Origin of the sequence: Streptomyces sp. NBC_00503 (genome assembly GCF_036346895.1) — a bacterium.
Lineage (GTDB): Bacteria > Actinomycetota > Actinomycetes > Streptomycetales > Streptomycetaceae > Streptomyces.
Window position 1 is genome coordinate 7,417,713 of the sequence record NZ_CP107855.1, and the last position, 18,062, is coordinate 7,435,774.

Below are 18,062 nucleotides of genomic sequence, written 5' to 3' on the forward strand. Positions count from 1 at the left end.
GCGCCGTCCGAGCACAAGCGTTGCGCCCCGGCCCCCGGCACGGCCCGCAGGCGCGCCACCGGGGCCACCGGCCGTGGGCCACGGAAATCCCGTTGGCGGCACCCGGGCGGGCTTCTAGAGTTCGGTGCATGACGATCATCGGTTCACAGGACGTGGACACCGCAGTATCCCTCTGCACGAAGGCGCTGCAGGAAGTCGCCCATCTCGACTGGACGGTGCCGGCCGCAGGCCTGGAGTGGAACTGCTACGACACCGCCGTCCACGTGGCCGAGGACTTCACCGCCTACGCCGCCCAGCTCACGGTCCGCGCCAGCGAGGGGTACGTCCCGCTGGAGGTACGCGCCGACGAGGGCACCACCCCCGACGGCCTCATCCAGATGATCACGGCGAGCGGAGGTTTCCTGTCCGCCGTCACCGCCGTCGCCCGACCCGACGACCGGGCGTGGCATCCGTACGGAAACGCGGACGCGACCGGCTTCGCCGCGATGGGCGTGGTCGAGGTGCTGCTGCACACCCACGACATCCTCGGCGGCCTCGGAGTCCACGACTGGGAACCGGGCCCGGAACTGCCCGCGCGGGTCCTGGACCGGCTCTTCCCGCACATTCCCCGCGGGACCGACGCCTGGCGGACCCTGCTGTGGGCCACCGGACGGGGCGAACTCCCCGGCCTGGCCCGCAAGACGGTGTGGCGTTGGTACGCCGACCCGGTCGCGGCCGAACGCGTACTGCTCTGCCCCGTCCTCCCGGCGGTCGCGGCCGACCTGGTGGCGGGCGGCGCCGGCGGGTTCGACTGGGCCGCGGACGGCCCCGCCGACGGTACCCGGCGCGCCGCCGGGTCGGTGGTGAAGGCGCACGAGGAGGGAAGGTACCGGCGGGGCTGGGGCCCGTACGTCATCGTCCGCGCGAGCGACCGGCGGGCCATCGGAGGCATGGGCTTCCACGGGGTCCCGGACGCCGACGGCCGCGCCGAGATGGGCTACGACCTGGTCCCCTCGGCCCGGGGCAACGGCTACGCCACGGAGGCGCTGAAGGCGCTGACGGGCTGGGCCCTGCGCCAGCCGGGCCTCACCCTGCTGACGGCCACGATCGACGAGGACAACGCCGCCTCCCACGCGGTGGTCCGGCGGGTCGGTTTCACGGAGGCGGGCTCCGGGGAAGGCACGATCCGGTACGCCCTGCGCTAGGCCGTCTCGGCACGGGCTGCTCCGCCGCTCCGACCCGGAAAGCAGGTCCCGCCGTGGTGAGTTCCCAGGTCCCCGTGATCGATCTCGGCCCGTGGCGCGGCGGCGGGGCCGAGGAGCGCCGCCGCATCGCCTCCCGGGTCGACGAAGCGCTCCAGGCGGCCGGCTTCCTGCTGGTCACCGGGCACGGGATCGACCCGGAGCTGCCCGAGCGGATCCGCGGGGCGGCGCGGGAGTTCTTCCGGCTCCCGGCCGCCGCCAAGGCCCCGTACGCCGTGGCGGTCGGCGGGCGCGGCTGGCTCGGCCCCGGCGCGGAGGCCAACAGCTATGCGGAGGGCGCCGCCTCCCCGCCCGACCTCAAGGAATCGTGGTCCTGCGCGGCCGAGGACCCCACGGGGATCCCCTCGGTGGACGCGGAGTGGTTCCGGCCCAACGCCTGGCCGGCCGAGGCTCCCGCGCTGCGGCCGCTCGCGGCGGATTACCTGGCCGCGATGCGGGGGCTCTGCGACGAGCTCCTGGAACTGCTGGCCGCCGCGCTGCGCCTGGATCCGGACCATTTCACCCGGCATACGGGCCACCCGACCTGGGGTTTCAACGTCAACTGGTACCCCGGCACCGAGCGCGTCGGACCCCCGCTCCCCGGCCAGTTCCGGATCGGCGCGCACACCGACTTCGGCACCGTCACCGTCCTGGACCGACAGCAGGGCGCCGGCGGGCTCCAGATCCACACCGACGCCGAGGGCTGGCAGGACGCCCCGTACGATCCGGCCGCGCTCACCGTGAACATCGGCGACCTGATGGCGCGCTGGACGGGCGACCGGTGGCGGGCCGGCCGCCACCGGGTCCTGCCCCCGCCCGCGGACGCACCGGCCGAGGAGCTGATCTCGCTGGTCTACTTCTACGAGTGCGACCCCCATGTCCTCGTGGAGTCCCTGCCGGCGCCCATCGGCCGGATCACGCACGATCCGGTCGACTCGCACGCCTACCTGAGGGCGAAGCTCGACGCGATCACCGTCCCGGGGGAGGGGGACGCGAAGGCGAGCGAAGCGGCAGGTCCGGGGGCGGATCCGGGGGCCGACGGGTAGGTCGGGGCGACCCCGATTACCCGATGCCGGGCGCGTTCGGCAGGATGTGCTCATGACCGAGATCCGCACCCCCCGCCTCCTCCTCCGCCGCTGGACCGAGGACGACCTCGTCCCGCTGTCGGAGATCACCGCCGACCCGGAAGTGATGCGCTGGATCGGTGACGGGGAGACCCTCGACCTGGAGGAGACCGCCGAGCTCCTGGAGGCCTGGGAGGACGAGTGGGACGAGGAGGGCTTCGGGATCTTCGCCGTCGAGCTGCTGGCCTCCGGCGAGCTGATCGGCGCCGTCGGGCTCTCCATGCCGTGGTGGCTCCCCGAGGTCCTTCCGGCCGCGGAGATCACCTGGCGCCTCGGCCGGTCCTTCTGGGGCCAGGGCTACGCCTCCGAGGCCGCGCACGCCACGCTGGAGTTCGCCCTCCAGGACCGGGGTCTGGACCGGGTCGTCGCCGTCAACCGGGCGGGCAACGACGAGTCCGAGAACGTGATCCGCAAGCTGGGCATGACGGCCGAGAAGGACGTCTCGGCCCCGGAGACCGGCGCCCTGCTCAACATCCACGGGATCGACCTCACGGAGTACGAGGCCTGAGCACGCCCCGCGTTCCACGCCTCGCACCCCAGGCCACAGGCCCCGCGCCCCGCACACCCCCGGGCCGCCCGCGTCAGCCGATCGGCTGACCCGGGTGTCGACCGCCGGGCGGAGCGGGCGGCGGGTCCCGCGCGATGAGGATGGGTACGGGGGAGCGGGCGCACCACCGGCCCCGCCCCCGGAACCGAGAGGGGCACCCATGCCGGAGCACGACCGCCAGCGCCCGCGTCCGCTCGCACACCGCCGCGCACGGGGAACCCGTACCGCCCTCGCGGCCCTCGCCGCGGTGCTGCTCCTCGGAGCCTGCACCCAGACCGGCACGGCGCGGCCTCCGGCCGCGGCGCCCGCCGCCTCCCCGCTCCCGACGACCTCGCCCACTCCCGCAGGCACCCTCCTGGTCGCCGACTTCGGGGCCGACACCGTCACCTTCGTGGACCCGGACAAGGGCTCCTTCGGCTCCGTCCCCGTCGGCAGGGCCCCGTACGGCCTGGCCGTCGGCGCGGACGGCCGGGCCTGGGTGGCCACGGCCGAGGGGGTCGCCGTAGTGGACACCCGTACGCGGACCAGGACGGCCCGCATCCCCTACCGCACCACCGGCACGGGGCCCGTCACAGGCGGCGAGTACCGGGGCGGCGGCATGGGCATCGCGCTGTCGCCCGACGGCGCGCACGCGTACGTGGGCGTCAACGTTCCCGGGACCACCGGTGTGCTGGAGGTCATCGACACGGCGACGGCCCGGGTGTCCGCCGTGGTCCCGGTGGGGCGGCGGCCCTTCGACGTGGACGTGTCGCGCGACGGCTCCGAGGTCTACGTCACCGGCCACGACTCCTTCGACGTCACCGTCGTCCCCACCGGCTCGCTGCGGCCCCGCCGCATAGAGGTGGCCCCGTACGGGACCGAGGGCGGCCTCGGGTCCTGGCTGAAACCGCACTACGCCGCCGTGCGGCCGACGGACGGAAAGCTGCTGCTCCCCTTCGAGGGCGAGCGGCTGGCCGTCGTGGATCCGCGGACCGGCAGCACCACCATCGAGAAGCTGACGGCCGACACCCACCAGCACGGGACCACGGTCACCTCGGACGGCCGGCTCCTGGTCGTCGGCACCGGCGCCGTGGAGCCCGGAAAGGGCAAGGGGCCCTCGCTCACGGTGCGTTCCCCGGACGGCGCGGAGCGCGTGTACCCGCTGGAGGGGCCGCACGAGGACGTGGCCGTCTCCCGGGACGGGCGCACGGCCTACGTCACCGGGGGCTACACGCGCGACGGTTACTGGAACGGCATCACGGTCGTGGACCTGGACGGCGGGAGCAGCCACCGGCTCGCGGCGGGCTCCCGGCCGCTCGGCATCGCCGTGCTGTGAGCGGCCCGGCGGGGCGTGATCAGGACCGGCCGAACCAGCGGCGGCGCGGCGCCTGGGGAGGCTGAGGGGCGAACGGGGGCAGGGCCTTGAACTGCTCGTGCAGGGCCACGGTCGGGACGATCCGCCGCAGGGTCCTGCGGACCAGCGTGAGCGGATGATCGGGGAACGGCTCGTCCCAGTCCTCCAGGTCGGCGAGGTGGTACGGCAGACCGCCCGTCACCCCGGGGCCGTACGGATGCGGGGCGAAGTACCGCTCCGCGCCGAGCCGATCGAGGACGACCGCCTCACGCATACCGGTCATCGGCCCCTCTCCGGCCTGCACCTTCAGGACGGTGCTGCAGCCGGCCCGGGGGACCGTCCAGGACCCCAGGAAGACCTGGCCCCGCCCCTCGGGCCGGGCCACCTTGGCCAGCTGCCGGACCGCAGGGAGGCCGTCCACGTGGCCCAGTTCGGCATCGATCAGGCCCGCCCCGGCCGAGGCCACGGACCGGGCGAGGCCGTTGTACAGGGGCCCGGGAGCGTCGAGGGGCGCGGGCAGATCGGGTACGAGGGGGAAGAAGTGCACGGACAGGACGAGCCCGTGCTCGTCGGTCCAGACCCCGGGCTCCCGCTCGGTGAAACCGCCGGTGTCGAAACGCGTGATCGGTGTCATGCCGCGCAGGTGTCCAGCATGGTCGACAGCATCTTCTTCTCCGGCTCCGTGACGGTCAGGCCGTACGTGGACTTCACCGTCGTCCACGCCCGCCCGTACTGGCACCAGGCCGCCTTCGACGGCGGCTGCCACAGGTCGGGACTCTGGTCGCCCTTGGACCGGTTCGAGGACGCGCTCACCGCGAGCAGTTGGGGACGGGTCAGATCGTTCGCGAAGGCCTTGCGCTTCGCGGCGTCCCATCCCGCGGCGCCGGAACGCCAGCCTTCGGCCAGGGGCACCATGTGGTCGATGTCCATCTTCGAGGCCTCGGTGACCACCACGTCGTCGTAGAGGCTCTTCCAGGTGCCGGAGACCGCCTTGCACTCGGAGTCCCGGGTGACGTCCGCGCCGTCCCGCTGGAGGATGACCTCGCGGGTGTCGCACTTGTTGCCCTGGTCCACCCAGTGCGTGAACTTGTCCCGGCTGTAACCGGACATGGTCCCCGGAGTCGCCACCTTCAGGGCGGCCAGCTGGGTCCGGGCGACGGACACCGGGACCATGCCCGGCAGTACGTCCCCGGAGGCGGGCTTACCGCCGGCGGGGGCGGGGGCTCCGGACTTGGCGGGCGCGGAGGCGCCCGGCTTCGCGTCCTTGGCCGGGCCGCCGGTTCCCGTACCGGAACCGGAACACGCGGCAGCGCCGAGCAGCAGCGAGGCCGCCAGCAGCACACCGGGCACCCGTATCTGACGTCCCATAACCCCACCCCGAACCCGCCGTGCACGATGTCCCGGGAAGCCTACCCATTTCGGACGGGCCGCGAAGCCATCCGGCTCGCCGGACGGCAGCCGTGAACCCGCCTCCGGGCGGAGCCGGATGGCGGATCTGCCATCAGGTCGGGCTCGATCCCCCTGATGGGTGAACGGAGTTGGGATCCGGGGTACGGGCGCTGTCATCATGCGAGCCTTCGCCGATCCGTGAGGAAGGAAAGCCGATGATGTCGTGGTCCGTGCGGATCGCCGTCGCCGCGACCGCCGTGGTCATGCTGGGCACCGCCGGCTGGGAGACGTGGAACGCCCACGCCGCCCACGGCGCGCAGCCGCCACCGACGGCCGGGCAGCGGCCCTGCGCCGACCCGTGGTCGAAACCGGAGTACATCGTGCACGTGGCGCGCGACGTGGTCGTGGCCACCGTCTCCGGCGTGACCTCCTCCTCCGACTCCTCCGACGGCGAACTGCTCTCGCTGCACGTCGAGAAGACCCTCAAGGGAGCGGTCCCCACCGAGGTCGTGGTCGGCCAGCCCGTCGGCACGTCACCGCGGGCCGAACCGCTGATCCAGACCTTGGAACCGGGCCGGCGCTACGTGGTCTCCCTGATCCCGGCCGAGTCCTACGGCGACGGACTGGTCTGGGGCGCGGTGCGCACCGACGACGACGCCGAGCCGGACGGGGACGCCGGAGGAGCCACCGGGACCGAGGAGATCTGGCGCGAGGCGGTGGTCCGCTCCGAGGAACCGCCGCACTGCGAGGGCGAATCGTTCATCCGCTGAGCCCCGGCCGCCCGGACCCGGTGCCCGCGAAGCCGCGCAGCCAGCCTTCGAGCGCGGCGAAGTCCGCGTCCCCGAGACCGGTCCGGGGATCGACCCGGTGCAGCAGGGCCGCTCCGGTGTGATGGGCGCGCACCCAGCGCCGGTCCGCTGCGCCGATCTCGTCGTCCACCCAGACGAACGCCCGCCCCGCCGCCCGCGAGACGAGACCCGGGGTCTTCCAGTGCGTCCCGCCCCGGCCGTCCTCGTCGGAGGGTTCCGGCCAGTGCACCACCGGCAGTTGCGGCAGCCCGAGCCGCGGGGCGACGCACAGGTTCGCGTCGTCCTCCCAGGTCGTGGCCCAGACCAGCTCGCACGGCAGCGCGGCGAGCCGGGGGCCGAGTCCCGGATCGATCCGGGAGAGGAGCGGGTGCTCCGGAGCTCCGTCCGCCGGGCCCTGGGGGTCGTACACCGGATATCCGCCGGTCCCTCCGAACGGGATGAGGGGTCCGTCGACGTCGAGGAAGAGGAGCGGCCGGTCGGGCCGGGGGGTCCCGGTGTCGGTATCCATGGCGCTCAGGGGTACCACGGCCCCGCATCCGGCGGGAAAGCGGCCCACGCGGGGAACCGTGGCTGCGGTGAATCCCTCTTGAGGGGCAAAGGGGGGCCGATGGCCATGACGAAGACCGAGACATCCCGGACCGGGCGGACGAATCCGGCCGGGCGGACGGCCCTGGCCGCCGTGGCGGCGCTGCTGTGCGCCACGCTCGCGGGCTGCGGCACCGTACGGGCCGGGGAGGCGGCGGGGCCCGCCCCGGTGGCGGCGCCCAGTCCGGAGATCTGCGATCTGGACGGGACGGCGGGCGGTGGCAAGGGCTCCGGCACGGCCACGCCCGACATCCCGACGGAGGAGCAGACCGGCGGGTACGCGGGCCCGCCCACGGATCAGGAGACGGGACCCCCCGATCCGCCGACCGATCAGGAGACCGGCCCCTACGTCGGACCCCCGACCGACGGGGACACGGGCATCCCGGACCCCCCGACCGACCAGGACACGGGCACGCCCGACCCGCCGACCGACCAGGACACCGGCACTCCCGGCCCGCCCACCGACGGGATGCCCGCGCCGTCCAAGCGCCCCGGCATCACGAACGGCGCGGGCCCCTGCGGCGCGGCCGGCTGGTTCGACATGACCGCGGAGTTCGTCACCTACTTCACGAAGCACCGCCGGAAGGGGCCCGACGGCATTGACCGCATCCCGGCGAACGGCATCAGCGATGTCCGGGTCCGCAAGGTGCGCGGGGCCTGCCTGGCGGAGGTGTCCTTCACCACCAGCAACGTGGGGAAGGGCGAGGCCGAGGACGCGCGCACCCTGGCGGGGATCTTCGCGGCCTGGCGCCACGAGGTGTACGGGGACAGGGGCGGGCTCACGGTCCGCGACAGCGCCACATCCTCCGTGGTCGTCACCGAGTCCTGGTGAGACCCAAGCAGTGCTTGGGTAAGCCATAAGTCAGAGTTATAGGGTCATAAGTCGGGGGTGGGTGCTGGGTTAGGCTTGCCTCAGTTTAGGGTTCCCTTGATCGAGTCTTTCGTCGTTCGAAGGGAATCCAGCCATGCCTCGCCCCCTGCGGGTAGCAATCGTCGGTGCCGGCCCCGCCGGCATCTACGCCGCCGACGCCCTGCTGAAGTCCGAGGCGGCCACCGAGCCGGGTGTGTCCATCGACATCTTCGAGCGGATGCCGGCGCCCTTCGGTCTGATCCGCTACGGCGTCGCCCCCGACCACCCGCGCATCAAGGGCATCATCACCGCCCTCCACCAGGTGCTCGACAAGCCTCAGGTCCGCCTCTTCGGCAACGTCGACTACCCGAACGACATAAGCCTCGACGAACTGCACTCGTTCTACGACGCCGTCATCTTCTCCACGGGCGCCACCGCCGACCGCGCGCTGACCATCCCGGGCGTCGAGCTCGAAGGTTCCTACGGCGCCGCCGACTTCGTCTCCTGGTACGACGGCCACCCCGACGTCCCGCGCACCTGGCCGCTGGAGGCCGAGAAGGTCGCCGTCCTGGGTGTCGGCAACGTCGCCCTCGACGTCGCCCGGATCCTCGCCAAGACCGCCGACGAACTGCTCCCGACCGAGATCCCCGCGAACGTCTACGACGGCCTCAAGGCCAACAAGGCGCTCGAGGTCCACGTCTTCGGCCGCCGCGGCCCCGCGCAGGCCAAGTTCAGCCCGATGGAGCTGCGCGAGCTGGACCACTCGCCGAACATCGAGGTCATCGTCAACCCCGAGGACATCGACTACGACGAGGGCTCGATCACCACCCGCCGCTCCAACAAGCAGGCGGACATGGTCGCGAAGACCCTGGAGAACTGGGCGATCCGCGACATCGGCGACCGCCCGCACAAACTGTTCCTGCACTTCTTCGAGTCCCCGACCGAGATCCTCGGCGAGGACGGCACGGTCGTCGGCCTGCGCACCGAGCGCACCGAGCTCGACGGCACCGGCAACGTCAAGGGCACCGGCCGGTTCACCGACTGGGACGTCCGGTCCGTCTACCGCGCCGTCGGCTACCTCTCCGACGAACTGCCCAAGCTCCCCTGGGACGTCGACTCCGGAACGGTCCCGGACGAGGGCGGCCGCGTCATGGAAGCCGGCGAGCACCTGGCGTCCACCTACGTCACCGGCTGGATCCGCCGCGGCCCCATCGGCCTGATCGGGCACACGAAGGGCGACGCGAACGAGACCGTCGCCAACCTCCTCGCCGACCACGCGGGCGGCCGCCTGCGCACCCCGGCCGCCCCGGCGCCGGAGGCGGTCGAAGCCTTCCTCGGCGAGCGGGAGATCCGCTTCACCACCTGGGAGGGCTGGCACAAGCTCGACGCCGCCGAGAAGGCGCTGGGCGAGCCGCAGGGCCGCGAGCGCGTGAAGCTCGTAGAGCGCGAGGACATGCTCAAGGCGAGCGGCGCGTAGTCGTGCAGTCGCGACGTCGCGTAGCCGCGTAGTCGTGCAGTCCGGCCGGGATCCGCGAAGTGCGTGTCCCGGCCGGAGTGCTGTGCGCGCCCCGGCTCACCTCGGCCGGAACCGTCCCTCGTACGGGGGAGATCGGGAACTCGTCGGCCCGGGGCGGAATGCCCGGCGCCCGCGGGAGGTTCGGATCATCGCGACACCCGACCACCCTGGACGCACGGGAGAGCTCATGAAGATCGGCATCATCGGCGCGGGCAACATCGGCGGCAACCTGACCCGGCGCCTGGCCGCCCTCGGACACGACGTGGCCGTCGCCAACTCGCGCGGCCCCCAGACCCTGACCGCCCTCGCCGAGGAGACGGGCGCCGTACCGGTCACCGTCGCCGAGGCGGCCCGCGGGGCCGAGGTCGTCGTCGTGACGATCCCGCTGAAGAACATCCCGGACCTGCCCGCAGGCCTCTTCGACGGGGCGGCGCCCGGCTTCGCCGTCATCGACACGGGGAACTACTACCCCCGCCAGCGCGACGGCCGCATCCCCGGCATCGAGGACGAGGGCCTCACCGAGAGCCGCTGGACCGAGAGCCACCTCGGGCACCCCGTCGTCAAGGCCTTCAACGGCACCTACGCCGAAGACATCCTGGACCGGCCGCTCGACGCCGGCCACCCGGACCGGCAGGCCCTGCCCGTCGCGGGCGACGACGAGGCGGCGAAGAAGACCGTACGGGCCCTCATCGACGAACTCGGCTTCGACAGCGTGGACTCGGGCGGCATCGACGACTCCTGGCGCCAGCAGCCCGGCACCCCCGTCTACGGGCTCCGCGCGGGCACGCAGGCCGTGGTCAAGGCCCTCGCGGAGGCCTCGGCGGAACGCCCGGAGGACTTCCGCGGCTAGATCCCCATCCGACGAGGGCCCGGCCGAAGTCTGACGGAAGTCTGACGGAAGCCCGCCAACCCTGGCCGCCGGGTGCGGCGGATGGTCGAATCGGCACGTGAGCAGAGAACAGCACGCCGATCCGGGCCCCCCGCACGCCTCCGGGGGGCCCGGCAGCCTCGATGGCCCGGACGATCCGGCCGGCCCCGACGACCCCGACGGCCGGGGTGCCCCCGTCGGCCGGCGGCTGGTCCTCGGCATGGTGGGGCTCGGCGCCCTCGGTCTGGCCGCCGGGCCGCGACTCCAGAGCGGGTTCGACGCGGTCCTCGGCTCGGCCGCCACCAAGGATCCGACCGGCCTCACCGGACTGCTGCCGGGCGGTGGCGGATTCCGCTACTACTCCGTCACCTCCTCGGTCCCCGAACGGGGCCCGGCGGACTACCGGCTCACCGTCGACGGCCTGGTCGAGCGCCCGGCCACGTACAGCCTCGACGCGCTGCGCGGCCTGCCGCAGACCCGGGTGGTCCGCGACGTCCAGTGCGTCACCGGCTGGCGGGTGCCCGGCACGCCCTTCGAGGGCGTCCCGCTGTCCCGGCTCCTGGACGCCGCCGGAGTGCGGCCCGAGGCCCGCGCGATCCGGTTCACCTGCTTCGACGGCACCTACACCGAGAGCCTCACCCTCCCGCAGGCCCGCCGCGAAGACGTCCTGGTCGCCCTGAAGATGCAGGACAAGCCGCTCAGCCACGCCCACGGCGGCCCGGTCCGCCTGTACGTGGCTCCCATGTACTTCTACAAGTCGGCCAAGTGGCTGTCCGGCATCACCCTCACCGAGGACGTCAAGCCCGGCTACTGGGAGGAACTCGGCTACGACGTCGACGCCTGGGTCGGCAAATCGAACGGACGCCAAGATGCTCCTACGGTCTGAACGCGCGGGCGAGGCGGGCGGCGCCGACTCGGAGGGCCGGGAGCAGCGGGTGCGCCGTTTCACCGCCGCCGAGCGCTGGATCCACCGGACCAGTGCCGCCCTCGGGGGGCTGTGCCTGGTCACGGCCGGATGCCTCTACCTGCCGCCCCTCGCCGAACTCGTCGGCCGCCGCCACCTGGTGGTCACCGTCCACGAGTGGTCGGGGCTGCTGCTCCCGGCCCCCGTCCTGCTGGGGCTCGTCTCCCGGGCCTTCCGCGCCGACCTGCGCCGGCTCAACCGGTTCGGCCCGCACGACCGCACCTGGCTGCGGTCCGCGCTGCGCCGCGACCACCGGCCGACCGCCCGCCCGGCGGGCAAGTTCAACGCCGGGCAGAAGCTCTACGCGAGCTGGAGCGCGGGGGCGGCCCTGGTGATGCTGGGTACCGGCCTGCTGATGTGGTTCACCGGCCTGGCCCCGCTGCCCTGGCGGACCGGCGCGACCTTCGTCCACGACTGGCTGGCCATAGCCTTGGCCGTGGCCGTCGGCGGCCACGTCATGAAGGCCCTGGCCGACCCGGAGGCCCGCCGGGGCATGCGCACCGGTTCGGTGGCCGCCGACTGGGCGCGCCGGGAACATCCCCTGTGGCGCCCGCCGCCCGCCACCCCCACCGCTACTCCTGCGGAACCGCCGCGTCCAGGGCGGCGGTGAGCTTCCGCAGGCGGTCCTGGAGGTCCCTGATCTCGCCGAGTTCGAAGCCGGTCGCGGCGGCGATGCGCCGGGGCACCTCGACGGCGCGGGCACGCAGCGCCGTACCGGCTCCGGTGAGGCGCGCGTGGACGGACCGCTCGTCCGCCGTGCTGCGCTCGCGGACGATCAGACCGGCCGCCTCGAGGCGTTTGAGCAGCGGGGAGAGCGTGCCCGAGTCCAGGCGCAGGTGCTGTCCGAGCTGTTTGACCGGCATCTCCCCGTGCTCCCAGAGCACCAGCATCACCAGGTACTGCGGGTAGGTGAGCCCGAGGTCCTTCAGGACGATGCGGTAGAGGCCTCCGAAGGCGCGGTTCGCCGCGCCGAGCGCGAAGCAGATCTGGCCGTCGAGGCGCAGGAAGTCCTGGTCGGGGAGGGTGTCGCTCGGCTGCTCGGTCATACGGGCCAGTGTACTCGGGGGGGCCGTGTCGGCAACTAAATTGTGCACAACTGAATTGTGTGTCATATTGATGGGGCGAGGTCGACGACCGACGGCCCCGCCTCCGCCCCGTGAGAGGAACACCCGAGATGGACGCGATCTACACCGCCGTCGCCACCGCCAACGGACGCGAAGGCCGCGCCGTCAGCTCCGACGGCCAGATCGACCTCGCGCTGGCCATGCCCCCGGCCCTCGGCGGGAACGGCCAGGGAACCAACCCCGAGCAGCTCTTCGCAGCCGGCTACGCCGCCTGCTTCGCCAGCGCCCTCGGGCTGGTCGGCCGGCAGGCCAAGGTGGACACCAGTGAGGTCTCGGTGACGGCGGAGGTCTCCATCGGCAAGGACGGGGCGGGCTTCGGGCTGGCGGTCGTGCTGCGCGTGGAGCTCCCCGACGCCCTGACGGGCGAGACCGGCACCCTGCTGGTCAAGCAGGCCCACGAGGTCTGCCCGTACTCCCGCGCCACCCGCGGCAACATCGAGGTCGAGCTCGTCGTCGAGTAGATCGAGTAGATCGACCGGGTCGACCCGGTCGAACAGGCCGGGCAGGCCGCGCGGACCGATCGGGTCCCGCGGCCCGGCCCCGGGTGCACCGCCGGAGCGGCCGCCCCCACCGTCATCCCGCCGTGCCCGTGGCACGCGCGGCGCGGGCGGTGAGGGCGGCCGCTCCGGCGTTCGTCAGGCCGCCGTGCAGGCGCAGCCGGGCCAGCCCGCCGTCGGGGTACACGTCGAGCCGGGCATGGGTGGCGAGGACCGGCGCGGCGAGCGGCAGCCGGTGCGGGCTGTCGGGCTCCAGGCGCGTGCGCGGGAGCACCTCGCGCCATTCGCCGTCCGCGCCCTCCCCGCCGTCCGTGACGTCCTTGACGGACAGGGAAACCCAACCGGCCGCGTTCCCCTTGAGGTTGGCGGTGTCCACCTCGACCGCGCGGATCTCGCACTGCCCCGCGAGCCGGTAGGCGATCCAGTCGTTCCCCTTGTCGCGCCGCCGCCGGGTCTCCCACCCGTCGTCCTGCTTCTGCGACAGGCCGGGCATGATCGTGTTGCCGGGGGAGGAGTAGAACCCGTCCGAAGCGTCCTCGACGACCCCGCCGTTGACGACGCACGCCACGTCCACCGTGCCGAGCAGCGCCAGCCACGCCGGATCGGGCAGCACCTCGCCGTGGACCCGCAGGCGTGCGATGCCCCCGTCGGGATGCTGGTTGACCCGCAGGTGCGTCCAGCGGCGTTCGGAGTCGACGGTGATGCCGTTGGCGGCGTGGCCGCGTACGGGGGTGCGGGGCACGATCTCCACCCAGTCCTCCTCCCGGGCGAGCAGCTCGGCGGCCGAGGGGGTCCCCTCGAAGGCGGCGGCCTGGACGCTGACCTGCTGCGGGTAGTTGCCGCGGAAGTGCGCGGTGTCCACGACGATCCCGCGGACGACTCCGGGGGCGCCGAGCCGGATCAGTGCCCAGTCGTGGTCGTGGTCCGCCGGAAAGGGCTCGTCGGCGCAGGCCCCGCGCCGCCGCCGGGTCTCCCAACCGTCCATGGTCTTGCCCTTGTTGTCGTAGGCGTGGACGTCGAAGACGGCCGGAGTGCGCAGCAGGAGGTTCTCCCGCTCGCCGAAGAACTCGTCGTTTGCGGCGACGACCCCCGCTCCGAGGCGGCGGTCCGCGAGGTCGGTGAGGTGGGAGAAGGGGAAGGTGGCGCCCCGGTAGTCGGCGTAGGGGTCGCCGGAGACGTAGGGGGCGGCGGCGAAGTCGGTGGTCTCGACGTGCATGTGGAAGGGCCTTCTTTCCTTGTAGGGGAAGGGAGTTGGGGGGAATGACTCGACTCTCGCCCATCTTGATCGCTCAGGTCCATCGATTGTTTTCGATCATTCCTTTCAGTTGTGCTGAAAGATGCAGGTCGACGATCCCGCCAGATCGCATGCGGCATCTGCTAGGTGAGACAGCTGGTTCACCCAGTAGATGAGTAGCAAAAGGACTGTTACAGTCCGCATGCGCGACTCTGGATGAGGGAGAAGAATTCATGGCAAAGGCAGTTCTGCGGCGCGCCGTCGCAGGAAAGTCGCTGGTCGTCGGCGCCCTGCTGGCCCTTTTGGTGCCGGCCACGGCGTACGCGAACACCGTGAGCGTGACGGTGAAGACCCCGGGTGCCACCTCCGGCCCCGCGGGTACCTTCGCCGAGATCTCCACCCACGCCGACTGCTCCTCCGGCCTCATATCCGGCGGTGGCATCAACCAGGCCATCGGCACCGGGACGTCCTCGAACGGCAATAAGGTCAACGGGACTTCGCCCAGCCCCGACGGCAGCACCGAGTACCTCGGCTCGACCGGCGTCGTCGGCACCGACGTGACGCACTGGCTGGGCATCGGAGGCAGCGGCGGAGCGGTGAACGCCTCGTTCTCCAGCACCCCCTACGCGATGTGCTTCACCAGCAACCTGATCAACCACACCCAGGTGGTGATGAACAAGGTCGCCGGCCCCATCTCGGCCTCCACGGTGGGTCTGGTCACCGCCACCTGCCCGGCCAACACCCGCCTCATCGGCGGCGGAGCCCGCATCACCCCGGCCGACGTCGGCAGCCTCAAGCCGATCGCCTCCTTCCCCACCTTCAACAACGCCGGGCACGACTACGGCCAGAAGGCGGCCGCTGACGGCGAGACGAACCCCGACTCCTGGACCGCGGTCGGCTGGAACGGCGGGGGCGGCGGCACCGACAACGTGACGTACGCCTACGCGATCTGCAGCGGCAACAACATCGACATCAGCGGCACCACCGTCAAGGTCCGCTTCAACGAGGTCAGCGGCCCGACCTCGGCGACCGCGGGCGCGACCGTGACGGCTGCCTGCGGCGGCAACGACGGAAAGCTGATCAGCGGCGGCGCGGCCATCAGTGGCGGCTCCGTGACGACCACGGACTTCACCGGACCGGGCTCGCCCGGCGACCACCTCAACGGCAGTTTCCCCAGCAACTCGGGCGGCACCCCGGTCGGCGACGGGACCACCACCGCCGCGTACTGGACGGCTTCCACGCACACCGGCGGCGGCAGCTCCCCGAGCACCTATTCCGAAGCCTGGGCGCTGTGCGCCAACGACGGGATCTGAGAAGCCCCATGACGAACTCCGAGAGCACCAAGAAGATGACCAGGAACATGACCCGACTCAGACCCGGCCGCAGCCCGTACGCCGTCTCCCGCACGGCGGTGGCCCTCGGCGCGGCCGGCCTCCTCGCCGCCCTGCTGGTCCCCCTCGCCGCGGCGGCCGACCCGGCGGACGCCGCCGGACCCTGCGGCCCGGGCGGAGCCTTCACCAGCTCCCCGCCCACCTGTACGTACGCCACCGCGGGCACGGACGTCTTCACCGTCCCCGCGGGCGTCAGCGCCCTCACCGTCGACCTGTACGGGGCCGAAGGCGGCAGCGCGGCCGGCTTCGTCGCCCCGAGCCCGCCGAACGACGGCTCACCCGGCGGCCTCGGCGGCCGGACCCACGCGGTCCTGGCCGTCACCCCCGGCCAGAGCATCCAGATCACCCGGGGCGGCGTCGGCAGCTCCGGCACCTCCCGGCACGGCGAGTACGCCCGGGTCGGCGGCTTCGGCCACGGCTCCGGCGGCGGCGGCGCCCACGGTGGCGGCGGCTCCGGCGGCGGCGCCACCGACCTGCGCACCGGCGCCTTCGGCTCCACGGACCGGATCCTGGTGGCCGGAGGCGGGGGAGGCGCCGGCAACGGCGGCCCCCTGCTGCACGGCGGCAACGGCGGCGGGCCCGCCGGAGACAACGGCGGTGACGGCGGCGGCCCCGAGGGCTCCGGCATCGGCGGCACCGGTGGCAGCCGGACCCAGGCGGGCATCGGCGTCCGCACCAACCCGGTCGGGGCCAAGGGCGGCGACGCGAGCGACATCGACCAGAACACCGGCCTGCCCAACCCGGGCAGCGGCGGCACGGGCGGCAACGGAGGCCGCGGCGGCAACGGCGGCGGAGGCGGTGGCGGCGGCTGGCACGGCGGTGGCGGCGGCTCCGGCGGCGGCAACCCCGGCGAGTTCTACGCCGCGGGCGGTGGCGGCGGCAGCGGCTACGCGGCCGCGGCGGAGGCAGGAGTCTCCGAAGCCGGCCTCTTCTCCGGCGTCCAGCACGGCAACGGCAAGGCGGTCGTCTCGTTCCGCTTCGCCACCTCCACCTCGCTCGTCGCCGACACCTCCACCCCGCTGTTCGGGCACTCCGTCGCCCTGACGGCCACCGTGGATTCGGCGAACCCCCTCGCAGCCACCCCGGGCGGCAGCGTCACGTTCTCGGACGGGACCACCCCGCTCGCGACCGTTCCCCTCGAAGCCGGTAAGGCCGTCTTCACCACGAGCGCCCTGCGTCCCGGCCTCCACCCGATCAGCGCCTCGTACACCCCGGACGCCGACCACACGGCGAGCACCACGGGCCAACCGGCCGGGATCACCGTCGGATTCAGCCGGCCCTGCATCACGACCGCCTCCCACGGCCCGCTGACGGTCGCTTCCGGACAGTCGCTCTGCATCGGCTCCGGCGGCAGCCAGAGCGGCCCGGTCACCGTCCGGCCCGGCGGCGCGCTGGCCGTGTCCGACGGGCAGATCACCGGCCCGGTGTCCGCCGACGGGGCGCTCGCCGTCTCCGTCTGCGGATCGAAGGTGACCGGCCCGCTCAGCGTCCGGACCACCAGCGGCTCCGTGCTGATCGGCGCGGGCCCCGGCTCGCAGTTCTCCGACTGCGCGGGCAACACCATCACGGGACCGGTCTCCCTGGTGGGCAACACCGGCGGCGTGGAGTTCTCGGCCGACCGGGTCACCGGCCCGCTGGGCTGCGAGGCCAACGCACCGGCGCCGCACGTCGGCGACGTCACGGTCCTCGGACCCCGGTCCGGCCAGTGCCTGTGACGGCTTGACGGAGTGACGGGCCGACGGGCGAAGCCCCGTAGCGGCACGGGCCCGTAGGCCGTGGGGCGGGGAAGCGGCCGACACCGCTTCCCCGCCCCGTGCGCGAACGGTCAGAACGTACGGTCCAGCAGCGCGAACAGCTCCGCCCAGTGCCGCTCGTCCGCGGCGGCGTCGTAGTAGACGGTATCGGCCAGGGTGAACCCGTGCGGCGCACCCTCGTACACCTGTGCGCGGTGGCGGACCCCGGCCTCGGACAGGGCCTTCTCCAGCCGGTCGATCTGCTCCGCGGGCAGCGACGGGTCCTGATCGGCATGGCCGAAGTACAGCTCGGCCGTGATCCGGTGCGCGAGCAGGTGTGGACTGTCCTGCGTGTCGGGGGCCAGGAACCCCCCGTGGAACCCGGCCAGCGCCGCCACCCGCTCGGGGTACGTGCCCGCCGTGAGCAGCCCCAGCCGGGCACCCAGGCAGTACCCCACGACCGCGGCCGGCCCGGCGGCGACCACCGGGAAGCCGGCGAGCCAGTCCAGATAGGCCGGTGCGTCGCGCATCGCGAGTTCGGCGGTCAGGGAATCGAGGACCGGGCCGACCCGGTCGAACAGCTCGGGCTGGCGCTCGAAGTCGACGAACTCGGGCAGCTCGAACACCGGTGTGCGCCCGTGGCGGTGGAAGAGGTTGGGCAGCAGGACGACGTACCCCGCTGCGGCGATCCGGTCCGCCACCGACTTGATGTGCGGACGCACCCCGAGGGCGTTCATGTAGATCAGGACCCCCGGATAGGGGCCTTCCCCCTCCGGCTGGACCAGGTAGGCATCGGCGGTGCCGTCCTCCGTGGTGATGTCGACGGTTGTCCGGCGAACCTCGTGAGCGGTGGTCATGGCCGTCCCCCTCTTTCGTAT

General features: G+C 73.1%; 19 protein-coding genes. 13 read left to right on the forward strand and 6 right to left on the reverse strand.

Annotated features, from left to right (window positions below; genetic code table 11):
- Window positions 1-128: 128 nt before the first annotated feature.
- From OG490_RS33790 to OG490_RS33805, 4 genes are all read left to right on the forward strand, one after another.
- Window positions 129-1,184, forward strand: a complete 1,056-nt coding sequence (locus OG490_RS33790; protein WP_330300080.1) for a GNAT family N-acetyltransferase — start codon at window positions 129-131, stop codon at window positions 1,182-1,184.
- Between the two features lie 53 nt (window positions 1,185-1,237).
- Window positions 1,238-2,266, forward strand: coding sequence for an isopenicillin N synthase family dioxygenase (locus OG490_RS33795; RefSeq protein ID WP_330300081.1), 1,029 nt, complete (start codon window positions 1,238-1,240; stop codon window positions 2,264-2,266).
- Window positions 2,267-2,318: 52 nt separating this feature from the next.
- A complete protein-coding gene (locus tag OG490_RS33800) occupies window positions 2,319-2,852 on the forward strand; it encodes a GNAT family N-acetyltransferase (RefSeq protein ID WP_330300082.1) in 534 nt (177 codons plus the stop codon).
- Window positions 2,853-3,051: 199 nt separating this feature from the next.
- Window positions 3,052-4,206: a YncE family protein gene (locus OG490_RS33805; RefSeq protein ID WP_330300083.1), complete on the forward strand. Its 1,155-nt coding sequence runs from the start codon at window positions 3,052-3,054 to the stop codon at window positions 4,204-4,206.
- Window positions 4,207-4,225: 19 nt separating this feature from the next.
- On the opposite strand, the gene OG490_RS33810 is transcribed toward OG490_RS33805, so the two are convergent.
- Together OG490_RS33810 and OG490_RS33815 are read right to left on the reverse strand one after the other, a co-directional pair.
- Window positions 4,226-4,858: a hypothetical protein gene (locus OG490_RS33810; RefSeq protein ID WP_330300084.1), complete on the reverse strand. Its 633-nt coding sequence runs from the start codon at window positions 4,856-4,858 to the stop codon at window positions 4,226-4,228.
- On the reverse strand, window positions 4,855-5,592 hold the full coding sequence (locus tag OG490_RS33815; protein WP_330300085.1) for an HNH endonuclease family protein: 738 nt from the start codon (window positions 5,590-5,592) through the stop codon (window positions 4,855-4,857). Before OG490_RS33815 ends, OG490_RS33810 begins: the two co-directional genes overlap by 4 nt.
- Before the next feature lie 236 nt (window positions 5,593-5,828).
- Here OG490_RS33815 and OG490_RS33820 point away from each other — a divergent pair, with 236 nt between their 5' ends.
- Entirely contained in the window at window positions 5,829-6,383 is a 555-nt protein-coding gene (locus OG490_RS33820) for a hypothetical protein (protein WP_330300086.1), read from the forward strand.
- Here the strand turns inward: OG490_RS33820 and OG490_RS33825 are convergent.
- Window positions 6,373-6,930: a hypothetical protein gene (locus OG490_RS33825; RefSeq protein ID WP_330300087.1), complete on the reverse strand. Its 558-nt coding sequence runs from the start codon at window positions 6,928-6,930 to the stop codon at window positions 6,373-6,375. The two genes, OG490_RS33820 and OG490_RS33825, sit on opposite strands and share 11 nt — an antisense overlap.
- Before the next feature lie 105 nt (window positions 6,931-7,035).
- Between OG490_RS33825 and OG490_RS33830 the strand changes: the two genes are divergently transcribed.
- The 5 genes from OG490_RS33830 to OG490_RS33850 all read left to right on the forward strand — a co-directional run bounded on the left by OG490_RS33830 (window position 7,036) and on the right by OG490_RS33850 (window position 11,815).
- Window positions 7,036-7,839 carry a hypothetical protein gene (locus OG490_RS33830; RefSeq protein ID WP_330300088.1) on the forward strand — a complete coding sequence of 268 codons (804 nt, stop codon included), beginning with the start codon at window positions 7,036-7,038 and terminating at the stop codon, window positions 7,837-7,839.
- A 133-nt stretch (window positions 7,840-7,972) separates the two neighbouring features.
- Window positions 7,973-9,334, forward strand: a complete 1,362-nt coding sequence (locus OG490_RS33835; RefSeq protein ID WP_330300089.1) for an FAD-dependent oxidoreductase — start codon at window positions 7,973-7,975, stop codon at window positions 9,332-9,334.
- Window positions 9,335-9,521: 187 nt separating this feature from the next.
- Complete coding sequence (locus tag OG490_RS33840) at window positions 9,522-10,223, forward strand: NADPH-dependent F420 reductase (protein WP_330301165.1); 702 nt, start codon at window positions 9,522-9,524, stop codon at window positions 10,221-10,223.
- 97 nt (window positions 10,224-10,320) lie between these two features.
- Complete coding sequence (locus tag OG490_RS33845) at window positions 10,321-11,127, forward strand: molybdopterin-dependent oxidoreductase (protein WP_443065906.1); 807 nt, start codon at window positions 10,321-10,323, stop codon at window positions 11,125-11,127.
- On the forward strand, window positions 11,111-11,815 hold the full coding sequence (locus OG490_RS33850; protein ID WP_330300090.1) for a cytochrome b/b6 domain-containing protein: 705 nt from the start codon (window positions 11,111-11,113) through the stop codon (window positions 11,813-11,815). The genes OG490_RS33845 and OG490_RS33850 overlap by 17 nt, the downstream gene beginning before the upstream one ends.
- Here the strand turns inward: OG490_RS33850 and OG490_RS33855 are convergent.
- A complete protein-coding gene (locus OG490_RS33855; RefSeq protein ID WP_330300091.1) occupies window positions 11,778-12,251 on the reverse strand; it encodes a MarR family winged helix-turn-helix transcriptional regulator in 474 nt (157 codons plus the stop codon). The two genes, OG490_RS33850 and OG490_RS33855, sit on opposite strands and share 38 nt — an antisense overlap.
- A 128-nt stretch (window positions 12,252-12,379) precedes the next feature.
- Between OG490_RS33855 and OG490_RS33860 the strand changes: the two genes are divergently transcribed.
- Window positions 12,380-12,790, forward strand: coding sequence for an organic hydroperoxide resistance protein (locus OG490_RS33860; RefSeq protein WP_330300092.1), 411 nt, complete (start codon window positions 12,380-12,382; stop codon window positions 12,788-12,790).
- A 112-nt stretch (window positions 12,791-12,902) separates the two neighbouring features.
- Here the strand turns inward: OG490_RS33860 and alc are convergent, their stop codons facing one another.
- Window positions 12,903-14,042, reverse strand: coding sequence for an allantoicase (gene alc / locus OG490_RS33865; protein WP_330300093.1), 1,140 nt, complete (start codon window positions 14,040-14,042; stop codon window positions 12,903-12,905).
- A 251-nt stretch (window positions 14,043-14,293) separates the two neighbouring features.
- Here alc and OG490_RS33870 point away from each other — a divergent pair, with 251 nt between their 5' ends.
- On the forward strand, window positions 14,294-15,373 hold the full coding sequence (locus OG490_RS33870) for a hypothetical protein (protein WP_330300094.1): 1,080 nt from the start codon (window positions 14,294-14,296) through the stop codon (window positions 15,371-15,373).
- Window positions 15,374-15,381: 8 nt separating this feature from the next.
- Window positions 15,382-17,166 (forward strand): Ig-like domain-containing protein, encoded by a 1,785-nt coding sequence (locus tag OG490_RS33875; protein WP_330300095.1) that lies wholly within the window; start codon window positions 15,382-15,384, stop codon window positions 17,164-17,166.
- 110 nt (window positions 17,167-17,276) lie between these two features.
- On the opposite strand, the gene OG490_RS33880 is transcribed toward OG490_RS33875, so the two are convergent.
- A complete protein-coding gene (locus OG490_RS33880) occupies window positions 17,277-18,041 on the reverse strand; it encodes a dienelactone hydrolase family protein (RefSeq protein ID WP_330300096.1) in 765 nt (254 codons plus the stop codon).
- Window positions 18,042-18,062: the final 21 nt, after the last annotated feature.

Coding starts and splice junctions, on each gene's coding strand:
- OG490_RS33830 (WP_330300088.1), top strand. CDS start 7,036: ATGACGAAGACCGAGACATCCCGGACCGGGCGGACGAATCCGGCCGGG.
- alc (WP_330300093.1), bottom strand. CDS start 14,042: ATGCACGTCGAGACCACCGACTTCGCCGCCGCCCCCTACGTCTCCGGC.
- OG490_RS33875 (WP_330300095.1), top strand. CDS start 15,382: ATGACGAACTCCGAGAGCACCAAGAAGATGACCAGGAACATGACCCGA.
- OG490_RS33805 (WP_330300083.1), top strand. CDS start 3,052: ATGCCGGAGCACGACCGCCAGCGCCCGCGTCCGCTCGCACACCGCCGC.
- OG490_RS33815 (WP_330300085.1), bottom strand. CDS start 5,592: ATGGGACGTCAGATACGGGTGCCCGGTGTGCTGCTGGCGGCCTCGCTG.
- OG490_RS33880 (WP_330300096.1), bottom strand. CDS start 18,041: ATGACCACCGCTCACGAGGTTCGCCGGACAACCGTCGACATCACCACG.
- OG490_RS33855 (WP_330300091.1), bottom strand. CDS start 12,251: ATGACCGAGCAGCCGAGCGACACCCTCCCCGACCAGGACTTCCTGCGC.
- OG490_RS33835 (WP_330300089.1), top strand. CDS start 7,973: ATGCCTCGCCCCCTGCGGGTAGCAATCGTCGGTGCCGGCCCCGCCGGC.
- OG490_RS33810 (WP_330300084.1), bottom strand. CDS start 4,858: ATGACACCGATCACGCGTTTCGACACCGGCGGTTTCACCGAGCGGGAG.
- OG490_RS33825 (WP_330300087.1), bottom strand. CDS start 6,930: ATGGATACCGACACCGGGACCCCCCGGCCCGACCGGCCGCTCCTCTTC.
- OG490_RS33870 (WP_330300094.1), top strand. CDS start 14,294: ATGGCAAAGGCAGTTCTGCGGCGCGCCGTCGCAGGAAAGTCGCTGGTC.
- OG490_RS33850 (WP_330300090.1), top strand. CDS start 11,111: ATGCTCCTACGGTCTGAACGCGCGGGCGAGGCGGGCGGCGCCGACTCG.
- OG490_RS33860 (WP_330300092.1), top strand. CDS start 12,380: ATGGACGCGATCTACACCGCCGTCGCCACCGCCAACGGACGCGAAGGC.
- OG490_RS33820 (WP_330300086.1), top strand. CDS start 5,829: ATGATGTCGTGGTCCGTGCGGATCGCCGTCGCCGCGACCGCCGTGGTC.
- OG490_RS33790 (WP_330300080.1), top strand. CDS start 129: ATGACGATCATCGGTTCACAGGACGTGGACACCGCAGTATCCCTCTGC.
- OG490_RS33800 (WP_330300082.1), top strand. CDS start 2,319: ATGACCGAGATCCGCACCCCCCGCCTCCTCCTCCGCCGCTGGACCGAG.